The sequence below is a fragment of the Streptomyces sp. ATLC9 genome (genome assembly GCF_057196705.1).
This window is the reverse complement of the sequence record NZ_JBXUOY010000098.1, coordinates 1-16880: the sequence shown is the minus strand read 5'-3', so window position 1 is coordinate 16880 and position 16880 is coordinate 1. Positions and strand designations below refer to the sequence as shown.

The following is a 16880-nucleotide window of genomic DNA, read 5'->3' as shown; positions in this document are numbered from 1 at the left end:
CCGCCCGCCCCCCCCCCCCCCCCCCCCCCCCCCCCCGCTTCCGTTCCCGTCCCCCCGCGTTCTACCGGTCCGGCGTGCGGACCGGGCCGCGGCTCAGAACGTCAGCTTCCAGCTGTTGATGTAGCCGGAGTCGGAGCGGTAGACATCCCTCACACGCAGCTTCCAGGTGCCGGAGGCCGCCTCGGAGGATGCGTTGACCGTGTAGGACGCCCGGACGTCGTCGCCCGAGTCCCAGCCGGAGTTCTTCAGCCGGTAGGTGCTCCCGTCCGGCGCCACCAGGTCGATGACGAGGTCGCCGCGGTAGGTGTGGACGATGTCCACGTCCACCTTCAGCGCGCTGGGCGCGTTGCCGGACCTGTTCACCGTGATCGGCGACTCCACGGTGCCCGGGTCGGGGATGGAGTGGTCGTCGGTGTTCTCGAAGACGTTGTCGCCGGGTTCCTCGCCGTCGTCGGGCCGGGAGCCGACGTTGACCGCGGCCCAGGCGTGGGCCACCGCCTTGTGCTGGACGCTGCCCGCGCCGAACAGGTCGGCCGCGGCGGAGAGGGTGGCGGTGCGGGCGCCCGCGTAGTTGGTCGTCGACGTCATCTTCTCGGTGAGCGCCTTGAACCAGATCTTCTCGGCCGCCGCGATCCCGATGCCGGTCACCGGCTTGCCGTCGGAGGTCGGGGAGTCGTAGGAGACGCCGTTGACGGTCTTGGCGCCACTGCCCTCGCTGAGCAGGTAGAAGAAGTGGTTGGCCGGGCCCGAGGAGTAGTGGACGTCCACGCTGCCGATACCGGAGTACCAGTAGTCCTTGGAGTTGCCGTCCCGGCTGGGCTTGTCCATGTAGCGCAGCGGGGTGCCGTTGCCGCGGATGTCGATCTTCTCGCCGACGAGGTAGTCCCCGACGTCCGAGCTGTTGTTCGCCCTGAACTCCACGGCGGCGGCGAAGATGTCGGAGGTCGCCTCGTTCAGGCCGCCGGACTCGCCGCTGTAGCGCAGCCCCGCGGTGTTGGAGGTCAGACCGTGGGTCATCTCGTGGGCGGCGACATCGATGGAGGTGAGCGGCTTGGAGTTGTTCGCGCCGTCGCCGTAGGTCATGCAGAAGCAGGAGTCCGTCCAGAACGCGTTGACGTAGGCGTTGCCGTAGTGCACACGGCTGTACGGGGCCTTCCCGTCGTTGCGTATGCCGTTGCGGCCGTGGACGTCCTTGTAGTAGTCCCAGGTCAGGGCCGCGCCGTAGTGGGCGTCCACACCGGCGGTCTGACGGTTGGACGGCGAGCCGTTGCCCCAGAGGTCGTCGGCGTCGGTGAAGAGCGAGCCGGTGCCGGAGGAGCCGCCGTTGAGGTCGTAGGTCCGGTGGTTGCCGCGGTTCGCGTCGGTCAGCGTGTAGGAGCCGCCGGATCCGCTGGTGCCCAGGGAGACCCGGCCGCTGTACATGCTCTCGCCGGTGCCGGTGTGCACGCCCTGCCACTCGGCCAGCTTCTCGCCGGTGGCCGCGTCGGTGACGATGTGCAGCTCGCTGGGGGTGCCGTCCTCCTGGGTGCCGCCGACCACGCGCTCCCAGGCGAGTACGGGCTTGTCGTCGGCGGCCCAGACCACCTTGCGGGGTGCGGTGCTGCCCTCGGCCGCGGCCTTGGAGGGCTTCTTCGACGCCTTGGCGGTGGTGGAGGGGACGGCGATCTTCGCCGCGGTGGCCCTGGAGACCTCGGCCACCGCGCCATCGGGCGACTCCTCGACGACCAGGTCGCCGCCGAGCACGGGCAGCCCGTCGTAGGTGCGCTCGTAGCGGGTGTGGACGGTGCCGTCGGCGTTCTTGACCACGTCGCGGACGACGAGCCTCTCCTTGGCCCCGAGGCCGAGGGCCTTGGCGGTGGCGGTGCCGCCGGCCTCCGCGTCGCGGAGGAGCTCGGCCCGCTGGGACGGTGAGAGATCGACGGAGAGGGCGCCGGGGTCGGGCTTGGCCTGGGGCGCGGCGGTGGAGACCTGCGACTGGAGGCCGACGGCCAGGAGCGCCGAGGCGGCGACCAGGGCGCCGGTGGCGGTGGCACGTCTGCGGGGGGTGGATCTGCCTGTCACGCTGTACTCCTCGCTCGAGGGAGGTGCGAAGACGGAAGGTGGTGCGCCTGAGGGTGTGCGGGGGGTGCCCCTATGGGGGGAGGCGGCTGTGCACAGCGTGGAGAGAGTGACACCGAAACGAGATTGATGACAGGGTCAGGTCAAGAAAATGGCCAGAATCCGTCCGCTGTCGGAAAACCGCTGTCCGCTGACCGAACGCGATGGAAACGGCGGGGAAACCGGGCCGTCACCGGTGTCCGCCAGGATCGGGGGACCGGGTGCGGTGATCCCGGCCGGCGGGTGCGGCTCCGCCGGCCGGGCCGCCCGTCAGGCCAGGCTGTCGCGCCAGGCGCGGTGGAGTCCGGCGAAGCGGCCGTCGCCCGCGACGAGATCCGCCGGCGAGCCGTCCTCGACGATGCGTCCCGCCTCCATGACCAGTACCCGGTCGGCGATCTCCACCGTCGACAGCCGGTGGGCGATCACCACGGCGGTGCGCCCGCGCAGCACCGTGTCCATGGCCCGCTGGACCGCGCGCTCACCGGGGATGTCCAGGGAGGAGGTGGCCTCGTCCAGGATGAGCACGGCCGGGTCGGCCAGCAGCGCCCGGGCGAAGGCGACCAGCTGGCGCTGCCCGGCGGAGATCCGGCCGCCGCGCTTGCGCACATCGGTGTCGTACCCCTCGGGGAGGGCCGCGATGAAGTCGTGGGCGCCGATCGCCCGCGCCGCCTGTTCGATCTCCTCCCGGCTCGCCTCCGGACGGCCGATCGCGATGTTGTCGGCGATCGTTCCGGAGAACAGGAACGCCTCCTGGGTCACCATCACGACCCCGCGCCGCAGCTCGGGGGTGGCCAGCTCCCGCAGGTCGGCGCCGTCCAGCAGCACCCGGCCCGCCGTGGGGTCGTAGAAGCGCGCCAGCAGCTTGGCGAGCGTGGACTTGCCCGCGCCGGTGGAGCCGACCACCGCGACCGTCTGACCGGCCGGGATCTCCAGATCGAAGCGGGGCAGCACCTCCCCGCCCGTGCGGTAGGCGAAACGCACCCCCTCGAAGACCACGGTGCGGCCCGGCCGCCCGCCGGCCGGCGGCGGCAGCCGCCGGGGGCGCTCCGGCGCGGGGACGCCGGGCGCCTGGGCGAGCAGCCCGGCGATCTTCTCCAGCGAGGCCGCCGCGCCCTGGTAGGAGTTGAGGAACATCCCCAGACGGTCGATCGGGTCGTACAGCCGCCGCAGGTACATCGCCGCCGCCGCCAGCACACCCAGCTCCAGCGAGCCGGACGCCACCCGGTGGGCGCCCCACAGAACGATGGCGGCCAGCGCGGTGTTGGCCACCAGCCGGGAGGAGACCACATAGCGGGCCATCTCCAGGATGGCGTCCCCGTTGAGCCGCAGATGCCGGTCGTTGAGACGGCCGAACTCCGCCTCACCCGCCCGCTCGCGACGGAACACCTGCACCGGGCGGATGCCGTTCATCGTCTCCACGAACTTCACGATCATCGCCGCGGTGGCCGTGGACTTCCTGCGGTAGACCCGCATCGAGCGGCGCCGGAAGTTCCGCACGATCAGCAGGAGCGGAACGAAGGAGAGCAGCGCCGCACCGCCCAGGCCCGGGTCGAGCCAGAGCAGCACCGAGCAGATGTAGACCACCGACAGGATCACGCCCAGCAACTCCTGCAGACCCTCGTCGAGCAGCTCGCGCAGCGCCTCGACGTCGGTGGTGGCACGGGAGATCAGCCGTCCGGAGGTGTAGCGGTCGTGGAAGTCCACGCTGAGCACCTGGGCGTGCCGGTAGATCCGGCCGCGCAGATCCAGCAGCACGGTCTGGTTGACCCGGGCGGCGGCGCGGACGAAGGCGTACTGCAGGCCGCCCGAGGACAGCGCGCACACCGCGTACCCCGCGGCGTCGGGGGCCAGGGGGCCCCGGCCGCCGCCGCGCAGGGCGGGCACCGCGCGGTCGATGGCGTACGCGACCAGCAGCGGACCGGCCTGTACGGCGGCCTGCTGGAGCAGCAGCAGGAGGGCGGCCACCGCCACCCGCGGCCGCAGTGGCCGCAGCAGCGAGCCGAGCAGCCGGAGCGACGCGCCCCCGGGCGCGGGCAGCACGTCGTGGTCGAAGGCGTCGGGCGCCCCCGGCCGCCGGGACTCCTCCGCCGGGCCGGACAGGCCGGGCCGCCCGGCGGGCTCCGTGCCCGCGGCCGCCTTCGCGTCCGGTGAGTTCTGTGCGTCCCCGTCCCCGGAGGGGGGCTCGGTGACGGTGGCGGTCATCGCTCCTCCTCGCACTGCCCGTGCGGCTCGCCGGACATCAGATGGCGGTACTCCGCGCTGGAGCGCAGCAGTTCGGCGTGGGTGCCGACGGCGGCGATCCGGCCCCGTGACAGCAGCGCGACACGGTCGGCCAGCAGCACCGTGGAGGGCCGGTGCGCCACCACCAGGGCGGTGGTGCCGGCCAGCACCTCGCGCAGGGCGGCCTCCACCAGTGCCTCGGTGCGGACGTCGAGCGCGGAGAGCGGATCGTCCAGCACCAGGAAGCGGGGGCGGCCCACGACGGCGCGCGCCAGCGCCAGTCGCTGGCGCTGCCCGCCGGACAGACTCAGTCCCTGCTCGCCGACCTGGGTGTCCACCCCCTGCGGCAGCGCCGCGGTGAAATCCTCGGCCTGGGCGACCCGCAGGGCACGTGCCAGGTCCTCCCGCGCCGAATCCCCCGCCATGTCCTCCACAGTGCTCTCCTCCGCACCCATCAGCACGTTCTCGCGCACGGAGGCGGAGAAGAGCGTGGCCTCCTCGAAGGCGACGGAGACCAGCGAGCGCAGCTCCCCGCGGGAGATCGCGGCGATGTCCCGGCCGTCGAGGGTGATCCGGCCGGATGTCGTCTCGTGCAGCCGGGGGATCAGGGCGGTGAGCGTGGTCTTGCCGCTGCCGGTGGCGCCGACCAGCGCCATGGTCTCGCCGGAGCGGATGTGCAGATCGACGCCGTCCAGGACGGGCGGGACGTCCGGCGGGGTGTCGGGATGACGGAAGACCACGCCTTCGAAGCGCAGACCGCCTCGAGCGGCCCCGGTCTCCCCGAGCGGGGCGGTCCCCCCGCTCGGGGAGGGGGAGGGGCGCTCGGCGGTGAGGGTGTCCGGCGGGACCGGCTCGTCCAGCACCTCGAAGTAGCGGTCGGCCGCCGTCGCCGCCTCGTTGCTCATGGCGATCAGGAAGCCGATCGACTCCACCGGCCAGCGCAGCGCCAGGGCCGTGGTGAGGAAGGCGACCAGGGTGCCGGCCGACAGCTCGCCGTCGGCCACCTGGACCGTGCCCCACACCAGGGCGGTGCCGATGGCCAGTTCCGGCAGCGCCGTGATGACCGCCCAGATGCCCGCCAGCAGCCGCGCCTTGCGCAGTTCGGTGCCCAGCAGCCGCCGCGAGAGCTCGCGGAAGACGCGGGCCTGGCTGCGGTGGCGGCCGAAGCCCTTGATGACCCGGATGCCGAGGACGGCCTCCTCCACGACCGTGGTCAGATCGCCGATCTGGTCCTGGGCCCGACGGGCCTGGAGGGAGAACTTCGCCTCGAAGAGGGAGCAGAACACCACCAGCGGCGCCACCGGGGCCAGCAGCACCAGCCCCAGCGTCCACTCCTGGGACAGCAGCACGGCGAAGCCGACGACGATGGTGGTGCCGTTCACCAGCAGGAAGGTGAGCGGGAAGGCCAGGAACAGGCGGATCAGGTGCAGGTCGCCCGTGGCGCGCGACAGCAGCTGCCCGCTCGCCCAGCGGTCGTGGAAGGCGACCGGCAGCCGCTGCAGATGCCGGAACAGGGCGCCGCGCATCGACGCCTCGACCCCGGCCAGCGGGCGGGCCACCAGCCAGCGCCGCAGCCCGAACAGCGCGGCCTCCAGCACACCGACGGCCAGCAGCAGCGCGCCGCCCAGCCATACTCCGCCCGTGTCGCGTCCGGCGATCGGCCCGTCGACGATCCACTTCAGGACCAGGGGGATGACCAGGCCCAGGCAGGAGGCGAGGATCGCGACGAGGGCCGCCGTGAACAGCCGGGCCCGCACCGGGCGGACGAAGGGCCACAGCCGCAGCAGCGAGCGTACGGCGGAACGGCCGCGCTGACCGGCGGGCGCGGCCGGGGCCGCGGTGACCGGTCCGCCGGGTTCGGGGTGGGGGGGATCGGGGCGCGGGGGGCTGGTGGCGGTGGCAGACATCACGAGTGAGGTTACGTTTCATCGCTGACAGGACACACTCGGTTTTCCGCCGTAGGGCTGACGGCCGAGCCCGGCCTCCGCCGCCGGTCCCCGCCTCGGACCGTGTGCCTCGTGGGGCCGGGCGGCGCGCGGGGGAAGGGCGACTGTCGGTGCGGACCCCTACGCTGCCCGGTATGAGTCAGGCAGAGCTACGAGAGCTGCGGGCCGCGCTGCACACCGCGTCCGACATCGTCTTCACGCTGGACGGTGAGCCCTCGGCGGAGCAGGCGGACCAGCTGGCGGACGCGCTGCGCCGGGCGCTGGACGCGGCCCGGTCGCTGGGGGAGGACCGCGGCGGTACGGGCTGCCGCGAGCATCCGCGCGGGGCGGTCGACCCGCTGTACGGGGACGAGGACGATCCGTTGCCGCCGGGTTGGGGGCGGTGCCTGCTGTGCAACGACCGGCGGCGCCGGGCGGGCGCGCGGCGGCACGCCGGGCGCTGAGGCGGGCGCGGGACGAGGTGCCGGACGCGGGCGGGCGTCGGCACCGGTCAGAGTTCCTCGGCCCGCAGTTCGAACCAGGTCGTCTTGCCGAGCGGCAGCAGGTCCACGCCCCAGCGGTCGGAGAGGTGGTCCACGAGGAACAGCCCGCGTCCGCTGACGTCGAACCCGTGGACGGGCAGCAGACAGGGCAGGCCGCGCGAGGGGTCGCGCACCTCCACGCGGATCCGGTCGGGCTGCCGTCGCAGCCGCAGCCCGAGGGACTGGGCCCCGGTGTGCCGTACGGCGTTGCCGACCAGTTCGGAGACCAGCAGCACGGTGTCCTCGGTCAGGGCCTCGGACAGTCCCCAGCGGGTCAGCAGGACGGACCGCACCAGCCGGCGCGCGGTGCGCGCGGACTCGGGGCGGTTGGGCAGCCGTACCTCCGCGGCGGTCGGGTCGCCGAACCCGTCCGGGGGGTTGTCGAGCGGGCCGGCCCCGGCCGGCTCGTCGTCGGGGACCGGGGAGGCCGGTTCTTCTCCCGGGGCCGATGCCGTGTACGCCGTGTTCGCTCCCGCCATGGGCCCATCATGGCGGCGAAACGGTTGTCTTGAGGCCGTACAGCGCGAATTCCCGGCCCGGCGGGCGGACCATCGGGGGCTCGCCGGGCCGCGCGCACCGGTCGTGTGCGCCGGGGCGGAGCGCGGAGCGGCTCGCACGCCGCCCCGCGCCCCGTGCTCCGGCCGGAGTCAGCGGAACTTCGCCTTGCCCGGCCCCTCCTCGACGAAGCTGCGCATACCGGTCTCACGGTCCTCGGTGGCGAACAGCCCGGCGAACCAGGTGCGTTCGATCGCCAGACCGGTGTCGATGTCCGCCTCCAGTCCGGCGTCGACGCACTCCTTGGCGGCGCGCAGGGCGATCGCCGGCCCGGCGGCCAGCTTCGCCGCCCAGGTGTGCGCCTGCTCGTAGACCTCGGCCGCGGGCACGACCTTGTCCACCAGGCCTATGGCCAGGGCCTCGTCCGCCTTCACCTGGCGCCCGGTGAAGATCAGGTCCTTGGCCCGGGAGGGGCCGACCAGCCGGGACAGCCGCTGGGTGCCTCCGGCGCCGGGGATCAGCCCCAGCAGGATCTCGGGCTGCCCCAGCTTGGCGTCGTCGGCGGCGATCCGGACATCGGCGCACAGCGCCAGCTCGCAGCCGCCGCCCAGCGCGTAGCCCGTCACCGCCGCCACCACCGGCTTGGGGACGCGGGCCACGGCGGTGAAGGAGTCCTGCAGCCCCCGGGATCTGGCGACCATGGCCGCGTGGTCCATCTCGCGCATCTCCTTGATGTCCGCGCCCGCCGCGAACACCTTCTCCCCGCCGTAGATCACCACGGCCCGTACGTCGTCGCGGTGCGTCGCCTCCTCGGCCAGCTCGCGCAGCCGGTCCTGGGTGGCGATGTCCAGTGCGTTCATGGGGGGACGGTTCAGTCGGATGGTGCCGACGCCCTCGGCGACCTCAAGAGTCACAGTCATGGGGGCAGGTTAGCCCCCGTTAACGCCGCGCGGTCCGCCGCCTCCCGGCCGCGCGGGGTCCCGCGGCGGGCGCGGTCCGGCCCCGCCCGGCCCTCACCGGGCCGGAGCAGTGGGACGGAAAGAAGACGATCACACGGGTGAGGCGGGCGGCCCGAACGGGAACACTCCCGCCAGACCCGGGCGCCGGACCCGCGCGGCAGGGACGCCGTGCGGGCTCCGAACCCGCCCCCGCCGCGAGCCGCCGGAGGCCACAACGTGTCGGACGTGCCGAGCGCCCCCGAACAGCACACGCGCCGGGAGTCCCGCTGCGCCGGGCCCCCGGCCGCCGCCCCCACCGTCTGGCCCGGCAGCCCCCAGCCGCTGGGAGCCCGCCACCACGTGGGCGCGGGCGGAATGGCGGGCACCAACTTCGCACTGTGGTCGGCCGGCGCCGAGGCCGTCGAGGTCTGCCTCTTCGACGACGACGGCAACGAGGTCCGCTGCCCGCTGACGGAGCACACCCAGGAGATCTGGCACGGATTCGTTCCCGGCGTCGGTCCCGGACAGCTCTACGGCTACCGGGTGCACGGCCGCTGGGACCCGTGGACGGGTGCCCGCTGGAACCCGGCCAAGCTGCTGCTGGACCCGTACGCCCGCGCGGTGGACGGCGAGTACGCCCTGCCGCCGGAGGTCTACGGCCACGTCCGCGACTGGCCGCAGCGGCACCTTGCCGACACCGTGCGCGACCAGAGGGACTCGGCGCCGTACGTGCCCAAGGGCGTCGTCGTCGACTCGGCCCTCGGAGCGGGGCCGGGTGGCGGGGACGAGTGGGCCGACGACCGCCGCCCCAAGACCCCCTGGCCCGACTCGGTCATCTACGAGCTGCACGTGCGCGGTTTCACCATGCGCCATCCCGGCATCCCGGCCGAGCTGCGCGGCACCTACGCCGGACTGGCGCACCCGGCCGCGATCGAGCACCTGGTGAAGCTGGGCGTGACGGCGGTGGAGCTGCTGCCGGTGCACCAGTTCGCGCACGAGGACCACCTGCTCCGCCGCGGTCTGCGCAACCACTGGGGCTACAACTCCATCGGCTACTTCGCGCCGCACGCCGCGTACGCCGCCGGCGGGACGCGCGGCCGGCAGGTGGGGGAGTTCCGCGAGATGGTGCGGGCGCTGCACGCGGCCGGGATCGAGGTCATCCTCGACGTGGTCTACAACCACACCGCCGAGGGCAGCGAGCTGGGGCCGACCCTCTCCCTGCGCGGCATCGACAACCGCGGCTACTACCGGCTGGCCGACGACCCGCGCCACTACGCCGACTACACCGGCTGCGGGAACACACTGCACGTCGTCCAGCCCCAGGTGCTGCGGCTGATCACGGACTCGCTGCGCTACTGGGTGCAGGAGATGGGCGTGGACGGCTTCCGCTTCGACCTGGCCGCGGCGCTGGCCCGCTCCATGCACGACGTGGACATGCTCTCCCCCTTCCTCGCGGTCATCGCACAGGACCCGGTGCTGCGCCGGGTGAAGCTGATCGCCGAGCCCTGGGACGTGGGCGCGGGCGGCTACCAGGTGGGCGCCTTCCCGCCGCTGTGGACGGAGTGGAACGACCGCTACCGCGACACCGTCCGCGACTTCTGGCGCGGCGCCCTGCCGGACGTACGGGATCTGGGCTACCGGCTGTCGGGTTCCAGCGACCTGTACGCCTGGGGCGGACGGCGGCCGTACGCCTCGGTCAACTTCGTCACCGCCCACGACGGCTTCACCCTGCGCGACCTGGTGAGCTACGAGTGCAAGCACAACGAGGCCAACGGCGAGGACAACCGCGACGGCACCGACGACAACCGCTCCTGGAACTGCGGAGCGGAGGGCGAGAGCGGCGACGAGGCGGTCCTGGCCCTGCGGCGGCGCCAGCTGCGCAACCTGCTGTCCACCCTGCTGCTGTCCACCGGCGTGCCGATGCTGGTGGCGGGTGACGAGATGGGCCGCACCCAGGGCGGCAACAACAACGCCTACTGCCAGGACAACGAGACCGGCTGGGTGGACTGGTCGCTGCTGGCCGAGCCCGCCTGGCGAGAGCTGCACGTCATGACCTCGCGGCTGATCGCGCTGCGCCGCTCCCATCCGGTGCTGCGGCGCAAGGCCTTCTTCTCCGGGCGTGCGCACGGCCCAGAGGGGCTGCGGGACCTGGCCTGGTTCACCGGAAGCGGCCGGGAGATGACCGAGCCCGACTGGTACGCGCCCGGCGCCGCGCTGGGCATGTACCTGTCCGGCCGGGACATCCCGCAGCGCGACGGGCTGGGCGGCCAGGTGGTCGACGACAGCTTCCTGGTCGTCCTCCACGCCGGACACCAGGACGGGCGCTTCAGGCTGCCGGGGCCGCCGTGGGGACAGGGGTACGAGCTGCTGGTGGACACCGCGCGGGAGGAGCAGGGGGAGGAGCCGGGCACGGTCCACCCGGCCGGCGAGGCGGTCGCGCTTCCGGCGCGCTCGGTACTGGTGTGGCGCGTGCTGCCCTGAGATGTCCGGGGGACTCGTGTGTCTTGTGTGATGGCCCGTTAGGGTGTGCGCGTCACGACCGCACGAGGGAGGGGACGACAGGCGATGGCCGACATGGAGACCGCGCGTGAGGCGTTCGACCGTTTCGACCTGGACGGGGACGGGCTGGTCACCGCGGTGGAGTTCCGCAAGGTGCTGGGCGAGCTGGGGGACTACACCCTCACCGTGGACATGGCCCAGACACTGATCAACCAGCACGACAGCGACGGCGACGGTCTGCTGTCCTTCGAGGAGTTCTGGCAGGCCCGCCAGAAGGCCGCCACCCGGTCGGCGTAGGGCCGCGGCGCGGCCCTCGCGGCGCGACGGGGTGTCGCGGGGCGCCGCGAGGTGTCGCGGGGCGGTCACCACAGGGAGCAACCCGGGGTGACCGCCCCGCTTTTCTGTGTCATAAGTGGCTTTTGTCGGTTTCCGCACCCGATGCGGCGCCGACCGGCGCGGCGGCACCACGCAGCCCGCCGCTTCCACAGAGCCCGCCGCGCCTCCGCACCCTCGACCGGCTCGACCGGTCCGGACGCACGGCACGACACCGAAGGACCGCGATGCGCACCAGACGTACAACCCGCCACCGCCCGGCGCCCCGGGTCCCCCACCCGTTCCGTGCCACCCGTGCCACTCGTACCGCCCTGCCGGTCGTGGCCCTGCTCTGCCTCGGACTCGGTCTCGCGCCGCCGGCCGCCCCGGCCCCCGCTCCCGGCGCGCGCGAGGCGTCCGGCCCCGTCCAGACCTGGGCGGCCGACCTGTCCAGGGTGGACGCCGACGACAGCGGCGTCCGTCACACCGGCGGAGAGCTGCGGACGACCGGTGACTACGGGGTCCAGGTCCTGGCCCCGCACCGGCTCGACCGGCAGGCCAACCGCGTCCGGATCAGTCCCGACGCGCAGGTGTCCGACGGCGCGGGCATCGCCTTCGACATCCGCGGCCGCGCCGGGAGCGGCCCGTGGACCGAGTGGCGCGAGGCCGGTGACGCGGCCGGCGGCTCCGCCGTCCTCCCGCGCGCCGTCACCACCGTCCAGGTCCGGCTGGCGATGTGGGACCCCGAGGGCGCGATCCGGCTGCGTGGCCTGGAGTTGAGCGCCGACACCGACCCGGACGCCCGGACGGGACCGGAGGCGGCCGGGCCCGCGTACGGCGCCCGGGTCTTCGCCACCCGGATCGGCCTGGTCGGCCGTACCACCGCCAACGGGCACGTCATCCGGGAGAACGACCGCTTCGTGGCCCTGCCCTCCCGGCGGGGACTGTCGCGCAAGGGCGGCCGGGAGTACTCGGTGCGGGTCTGCGGCCCGGCCCGCTGTGTGACCGCCCCCGTGTGGGACGTCGGACCCTGGAACATCCGCGACGACTACTGGAACCCGTCCTCGGTGCGCCAGACCTTCCGCGACCTGCCGCGGGGGGTGCCCGAGGCGGAGGCCGCGTACTACACGGGCTACAACGGCGGACACGACGGGAAGGGCCGCCGGGTGCTCAACCCCGCCGGCATCGACCTGGCCGACGGTACCTTCCGCGACGTCGGGCTGCGCGACAACGGCTGGGTGACGGTCACCTACCTGTGGACGGGCAGCTGACCGACGCGTGCCCCGCCGCCCGCGGCCGCCCGGGTCAGCGCACGATGCCGCCGTCCCGGGCGGCCCGCAGCCAGCCGGGGAACTCGCCGGTCAGCCGGTCGTACAGCTCCGCGTCGGGTATGGCGCGCGGGTCGGGACCGGCGGGGAAGAACCCGGCGTTGTCCACCGCGCGCCTGCCCGGCACGGGCAGCTCGTCCAGCTTCCGCAGGAAGCGGAACTCGTCCTCCCCGAACCCGATGAACTGCCAGAACAGCGGCAGCTCCGAGACCTCGCACAACACGCGCTCGGCGGCGCTCTTCGACGTGGGGCCGCCGTCGGTCTGGAAGACCACCAGCGCCGGATCGGTGGAACCGCTCGCCCGGTAGTGGCCGGTCACCGCCTCCATCGCGAGGTGGTAGTTGGTGCGGCCCATATGTCCCAGGCAGGAGTGGAGGGCCTCGACCCGCCCGGCGTAGTCCTCCAGCGCCACTTCGGAGGTCCCGTCCACACCGGTGCTGAAGAAGACCACCGGCACCCGCCCGTCGTCGTCCAGGTGCGCGGCCAGTCCGAGGACCTGCTCGGCCAGGTGCTGGACGGTGCCGTCGCGGTAGTACGGCCGCATCGACCCGGAGCGGTCCAGCACCAGGTAGACCGCGGCGCGCTGCCCCGCCAACCGGTGCTTCTCCAGACTGACCGCGGCCTGCTTGTACAGGCTCACCAGTCCGGGAGCGGCGGCCTCCACCTTCTCCAGACTGATCGCCGGTCCGGAACCGGAACCGCCCCCCGGCCTCTTCAGGTAGTCGACGGCCATGACGCCCCCTCGTGCTCGGTCTTGTGATCGGTGCGGCGGACGCCGAGGTTAGCCCAGCGCGGGCGGCGGCAGGACCCCTGTGGACAACCGGCCGCGAACGGCGGTTTCTCATCCCGGTCTGCCAGGGACCCGCCCGGCATGGCTCATACGGACGTACAGGAGATCCCCGGTGCCCTGAAGGACGTCGACTTCCCGGCGGACAAGGACGAACCGCCGCGCGCCGCGCAGGCCCGCAAGGGCGGCAGGCCGGGCCTCTCGCAGCACCTGAGGGACGCCCCCAGTCCCCCGTGGAGGACGAACTGGACCTCTAAGAGCTTGTCTCATGTGGTGAGTCGGGCGAGTTTCCTGTAGCAGGTCAGGGCGGCCGCGAGGCCGAGGGAGGCCAGGAAGTGGCTGCCCTTGCGCTCGTACCGGACGGTGAGGCGCCGGTAGCCGAAGAGCCAGGAGGATCGACCGCTCGATCTTCCAGCGGTGCCGCCCGAGCCGCTCGCCGGACTCGATGCCGGGCCGGGCGATCCGCGGGACGATGCCCCGCTCGCGGAGCCAGGCCAGGTGCTCGGCGGAGTGGTAGGCCTTGTCGGCGCGGAGTCTGCCGGGGCGGCGTCGGCGCGGGCCGCGCCGGGAGCGGACGGCGGGGATGCCCGCCACCAGCGGCAGGAGCGCCCGACTGTCGTGGACGTTCGCGCCCGAGACGCCCAGGGCGAGCGGCAGCCCCTGGGCGTCGGACAGAACGTGGAGCTTGCTGCCCTTCTTGCCCCGGTCGACCGGATTGCGCCCGGTCGGCGAGCCCCCTTTTTTCGCCCGCACACTCGCCGCGTCCACGATCGCCGCGGCCCAGTCCACCTCGCCGCGGGCCCCGAGCTCGTCCAGTACCGCCCGGTGCGGCCGGCGCCACAGCCCGGCCTCGGTCCAGAGCGTGAACCGGCGGTGCGCGGTGGCCGGGGAGACCCCGAAGGTCTCCGGCAGATGACGCCAGGCACACCCGCTGGTCAGCACGTACACCACGGCGGTGAAGGAGGCCCGCTCGTCCACCGGGGCGGTCCCGCCACCCTGCGGCCGGGACGTGAACTTCGGCAGCAGCGGAGCCGCCAGCTCCCACAGCCCGTCGGGAACCAGCCGCTGCGACAGATCAGCACTCACGGCCACCCATCATGCCGCACCGAACCCACCACATGAGACAAGCTCTTACCCAGGGATTTCCCAGGGACTTTCCGTCGTGTAGACGAGAAAGGACCCGACAGCCCTGAAAGAGTAGAAACCGCAGCTCACAGCGGCCCCTCAGCACTCGACGACGTTGACCGCGAGCCCGCCGCGGGCAGTCTCCTTGCACTACGACTTCAAGCGCACCCAGGCCGAGTGCCGCTGCACAGAGAAGGAGTGGGGACTGCTGCGGCTCAATCCCGGCGACGGAACGGGGTGAGGAACCCCACCGGTGCCGAGCGCTTCAAGGCCGAACGCGCCGGACACGACTCCGCGGCACTGCTGGAGCGGGCGGCGGAGGTGCGGGAGTCGGTGACCGCGGAGAATGCCAACCACGTCCTGGCACGGCGGCCGCACCGCCTGGCCGGACTCCCCGCCCGCCCGAACTCCCCTCGCCGGGACAGACTTACAGACAGCCGCAGGACACGCTCGCGCCCCGAACACCCCGCGCCCATCCGGGCGGGCCCTGTCCGCCCAACCCGCTTCGGCGGACTCAAGCCATCGCCCACCGAGGTACTGAACGGCGAACCTCAGACAATCCGCACCCGGAGGGCACACCGAAGGCCCTCCATGACACCGCCCCGCCGCGATCCGCAGCGGGGCGGCGCACCCGGTGGGTTTGTGGCCCGCGTGGCGCGCGGGGACCGGACGCGGGCTGCCCAGCGGGAGCCCCGGCACCGTGACACCCGGATGACGCCCCGGACATCCGGGAGCCCGAGCGGGGGAGGCCGTCGGGGTCAGCCGCGCCGCAGGTGGCCGGGCAGCGGGACGTCCGGCGGCAGCACCGGATCGGGCACGGGCGTTCCCCACACGGTGCTCAGCGGTAGTACGCCCGCCCACAGACCGAGTTCGGCGTCGGGACTGTCGCCGTCGTCCGGCGGGCCGGTGCGGACCTTGACCGACGCCTCCTCGAGGCTCAGCGCGAGCAGGTTCGTGGCCGCCAGCTCCTTGCGGTCCGGGCGCCGGGCGTAGTCCCACTGGCCGGGAACCACCTGCTCGGTGAGCACGCGCAGACCGGCCAGCTTCTCCTCGTCATCGACGACCGCTCGAGGGACGCCGTAGATCATGGCGCTGCGGTAGTTGGCACTGTGCTCGAAGACCGAGCGGGCCAGGACCACGCCGTCCACATGGGTGACGGTCACACAGACGGTCTCCGCCGCCGCGCCGAGTAGGCTGCGCCCGGCCACCGACCCGTGCAGGTACAGCGTGTCGGCGGTGGCTCCGTACATGGTCGGCACGACCATGGGCGTGCCGTCCACGACGACTCCGAGGTGGCAGACGAAGCCCGCCGCGAGCACCCGGTCCAGGTCGGCGCGCGCGGTGCGGGCCTTGTGCCGCATCCGGCGCAGTCGCGTCCGGTCCGTCACTGGAAGTCGGCCCCCGGACGGATGGGTCGGAAGATCGCTCACTTTTCGCCTCTCTGCTCCTCAGCCGTTCTTCAGTAGGTAGTGGACCGCCTCCGCGGCCTCGGCCGCGGCGCCGGGCGCGGTCTTGAAGCCCGCCCCCGACCAGCAGGCCGCCACCACGACCGGGGGTTCGCCCGGGAGGAGTCCGAGGAACGGACCGTCCGGATGGTACAGGTCGGTTCCGAACCGTCCGCTCAGGAAAGCGGCCCCGGTGACCCACGGCCAGCGGTGGGCGGTGCCTTCGCGGATGTAGGCGACCTCGTCGTCGGTGAGCGATTCGCCTCCCTCCGCAGGCACGTCCCACTCCTCCACGGGGCACCCGGTGAGATGGCTCCCGGCCGCTTCGACATCCACGTGCGGGCGGCCCCACACACCGGTCGTCAGGTCGTTGACCGCTGGAAGCCGGCGGTCGGAGCAGTCGAAGAAGGCGTACCGGATGCGTTTCGTGCGCGGTGCCGGGGCGTTGGGCCTCAGCCGCAGGCGGTCGCCCAGCAGGGGCGGCGTGCCGCTGCCCGCGGCGACCACCGCACACCGGGCGGTGACCGTACCCGCCGCCGTGACGGCTTCGACGCCGCAGCGGTGCGGGGCGAGCGCGAGCACCGGGCCGTGGGCCGGCAGGGCGGCCCCGTACCGCACGGCCCTGGTGCGGTACATCGCCGCCGTGGCCGCCGGGTCCGCATACCCTCCACCGGGCTCCCAGACCGCTCCCGCGACCTTCTCGTCGAGACGCAGATCCGACCAGCATCCGCTGACCGCCGCCGGCGTGAGCAGTTCCGCCTCGATGCCCGCGTCGTGCAGGTCCCGCAGGCCGCGTTCGGCCTCCGGGAGGTCATCGGAGCCGAGGAGGACGAGCGAGCCGGTGCGGCGGAACCCGCAGACGGACGCGCGCTCCGGGGAGGCTCCCCACAGGAGCAGGTGGCTGCGGACGGCGAGCGCGCGGACCACCGGGTCCGGGTCGTACGCCCGGACCAGTCCGCCCGACCAGGCGGTAGCCGAGGGGGCCTCCGGCCCGGGTGAGGCGATCGCCACGGACAGGCCGGATTGGGCCAGTTCCGCGGCGACGGCGGAACCCACCGCACCGGAACCGATCACGAGCACGTCCGTCGTCCGCACGGCGGGGGGGGCGGGGGGGGGCCCCGGGGGGGGGCCGGCGCGCGGGTGCCCCCCCCCGCCGCCGCGCGGGGG

13 protein-coding genes are annotated in these 16880 nt (G+C 73.5%); 4 read left to right on the top strand and 9 right to left on the bottom strand.

Translation table 11 applies throughout. The features are described from left to right. Window positions 1-93: 93 nt before the first annotated feature. The 3 genes from AC2CJA_RS12955 to AC2CJA_RS12945 form a co-directional block, all read right to left on the bottom strand. Window positions 94-2061 carry a M4 family metallopeptidase gene (locus tag AC2CJA_RS12955; protein WP_484602837.1) on the bottom strand — a complete coding sequence of 656 codons (1968 nt, stop codon included), beginning with the start codon at window positions 2059-2061 and terminating at the stop codon, window positions 94-96. A 306-nt stretch (window positions 2062-2367) separates the two neighbouring features. Continuing rightward, complete coding sequence (locus tag AC2CJA_RS12950; protein ID WP_484602836.1) at window positions 2368-4299, bottom strand: ABC transporter ATP-binding protein; 1932 nt, start codon at window positions 4297-4299, stop codon at window positions 2368-2370. Then, window positions 4296-6224, bottom strand: a complete 1929-nt coding sequence (locus tag AC2CJA_RS12945) for an ABC transporter ATP-binding protein (protein ID WP_484602835.1) — start codon at window positions 6222-6224, stop codon at window positions 4296-4298. Before AC2CJA_RS12945 ends, AC2CJA_RS12950 begins: the two co-directional genes overlap by 4 nt. Window positions 6225-6397: 173 nt before the next feature. Between AC2CJA_RS12945 and AC2CJA_RS12940 the strand changes: the two genes are divergently transcribed. Next, window positions 6398-6706, top strand: coding sequence for a hypothetical protein (locus AC2CJA_RS12940; RefSeq protein ID WP_484602834.1), 309 nt, complete (start codon window positions 6398-6400; stop codon window positions 6704-6706). 47 nt (window positions 6707-6753) lie between these two features. On the opposite strand, the gene AC2CJA_RS12935 is transcribed toward AC2CJA_RS12940, so the two are convergent. Next, window positions 6754-7263, bottom strand: a complete 510-nt coding sequence (locus AC2CJA_RS12935) for an ATP-binding protein (RefSeq protein ID WP_484602832.1) — start codon at window positions 7261-7263, stop codon at window positions 6754-6756. Between the two features lie 168 nt (window positions 7264-7431). Continuing rightward, window positions 7432-8199: an enoyl-CoA hydratase/isomerase family protein gene (locus tag AC2CJA_RS12930; RefSeq protein WP_484602831.1), complete on the bottom strand. Its 768-nt coding sequence runs from the start codon at window positions 8197-8199 to the stop codon at window positions 7432-7434. A gap of 264 nt (window positions 8200-8463) precedes the next feature. Here AC2CJA_RS12930 and glgX point away from each other — a divergent pair, with 264 nt between their 5' ends. From glgX to AC2CJA_RS12915, 3 genes are all read left to right on the top strand, one after another. Beyond that, complete coding sequence (glgX, locus tag AC2CJA_RS12925; protein ID WP_484602839.1) at window positions 8464-10698, top strand: glycogen debranching protein GlgX; 2235 nt, start codon at window positions 8464-8466, stop codon at window positions 10696-10698. Between the two features lie 84 nt (window positions 10699-10782). Next, a complete protein-coding gene (locus AC2CJA_RS12920; RefSeq protein WP_484602830.1) occupies window positions 10783-11013 on the top strand; it encodes an EF-hand domain-containing protein in 231 nt (76 codons plus the stop codon). 263 nt (window positions 11014-11276) lie between these two features. Further along, entirely contained in the window at window positions 11277-12299 is a 1023-nt protein-coding gene (locus AC2CJA_RS12915; RefSeq protein ID WP_484602829.1) for a hypothetical protein, read from the top strand. A 34-nt stretch (window positions 12300-12333) separates the two neighbouring features. Here the strand turns inward: AC2CJA_RS12915 and AC2CJA_RS12910 are convergent, their stop codons facing one another. The 4 genes from AC2CJA_RS12910 to AC2CJA_RS12895 form a co-directional block, all read right to left on the bottom strand. Beyond that, window positions 12334-13089: a vWA domain-containing protein gene (locus AC2CJA_RS12910; protein ID WP_484602828.1), complete on the bottom strand. Its 756-nt coding sequence runs from the start codon at window positions 13087-13089 to the stop codon at window positions 12334-12336. Window positions 13090-13409: 320 nt separating this feature from the next. Continuing rightward, window positions 13410-14229 (bottom strand): IS5 family transposase gene (locus AC2CJA_RS12905; RefSeq protein WP_484602827.1). Its coding sequence is split into 2 segments (ribosomal slippage): window positions 13410-13535 and window positions 13537-14229, totalling 819 coding nucleotides; the frame shifts between segments, so codons are not numbered across the junction. A 797-nt stretch (window positions 14230-15026) separates the two neighbouring features. Then, a complete protein-coding gene (locus tag AC2CJA_RS12900) occupies window positions 15027-15629 on the bottom strand; it encodes a pyridoxamine 5'-phosphate oxidase family protein (RefSeq protein WP_484602838.1) in 603 nt (200 codons plus the stop codon). 87 nt (window positions 15630-15716) lie between these two features. Next, a complete protein-coding gene (locus tag AC2CJA_RS12895; RefSeq protein WP_484602826.1) occupies window positions 15717-16808 on the bottom strand; it encodes an NAD(P)/FAD-dependent oxidoreductase in 1092 nt (363 codons plus the stop codon). Window positions 16809-16880 lie beyond the last annotated feature (72 nt).

Bases quoted from the DNA above. Each gene is read 5' to 3' on its own strand.
- AC2CJA_RS12950 (WP_484602836.1), bottom strand. From the start codon at position 4,299: ATGACCGCCACCGTCACCGAGCCCCCCTCCGGGGACGGGGACGCACAG.
- AC2CJA_RS12945 (WP_484602835.1), bottom strand. From the start codon at position 6,224: ATGTCTGCCACCGCCACCAGCCCCCCGCGCCCCGATCCCCCCCACCCC.
- AC2CJA_RS12940 (WP_484602834.1), top strand. From the start codon at position 6,398: ATGAGTCAGGCAGAGCTACGAGAGCTGCGGGCCGCGCTGCACACCGCG.
- AC2CJA_RS12935 (WP_484602832.1), bottom strand. From the start codon at position 7,263: ATGGCGGGAGCGAACACGGCGTACACGGCATCGGCCCCGGGAGAAGAA.
- AC2CJA_RS12930 (WP_484602831.1), bottom strand. From the start codon at position 8,199: ATGACTGTGACTCTTGAGGTCGCCGAGGGCGTCGGCACCATCCGACTG.
- AC2CJA_RS12920 (WP_484602830.1), top strand. From the start codon at position 10,783: ATGGCCGACATGGAGACCGCGCGTGAGGCGTTCGACCGTTTCGACCTG.
- AC2CJA_RS12915 (WP_484602829.1), top strand. From the start codon at position 11,277: ATGCGCACCAGACGTACAACCCGCCACCGCCCGGCGCCCCGGGTCCCC.
- AC2CJA_RS12910 (WP_484602828.1), bottom strand. From the start codon at position 13,089: ATGGCCGTCGACTACCTGAAGAGGCCGGGGGGCGGTTCCGGTTCCGGA.
- AC2CJA_RS12900 (WP_484602838.1), bottom strand. From the start codon at position 15,629: ATGCGGCACAAGGCCCGCACCGCGCGCGCCGACCTGGACCGGGTGCTC.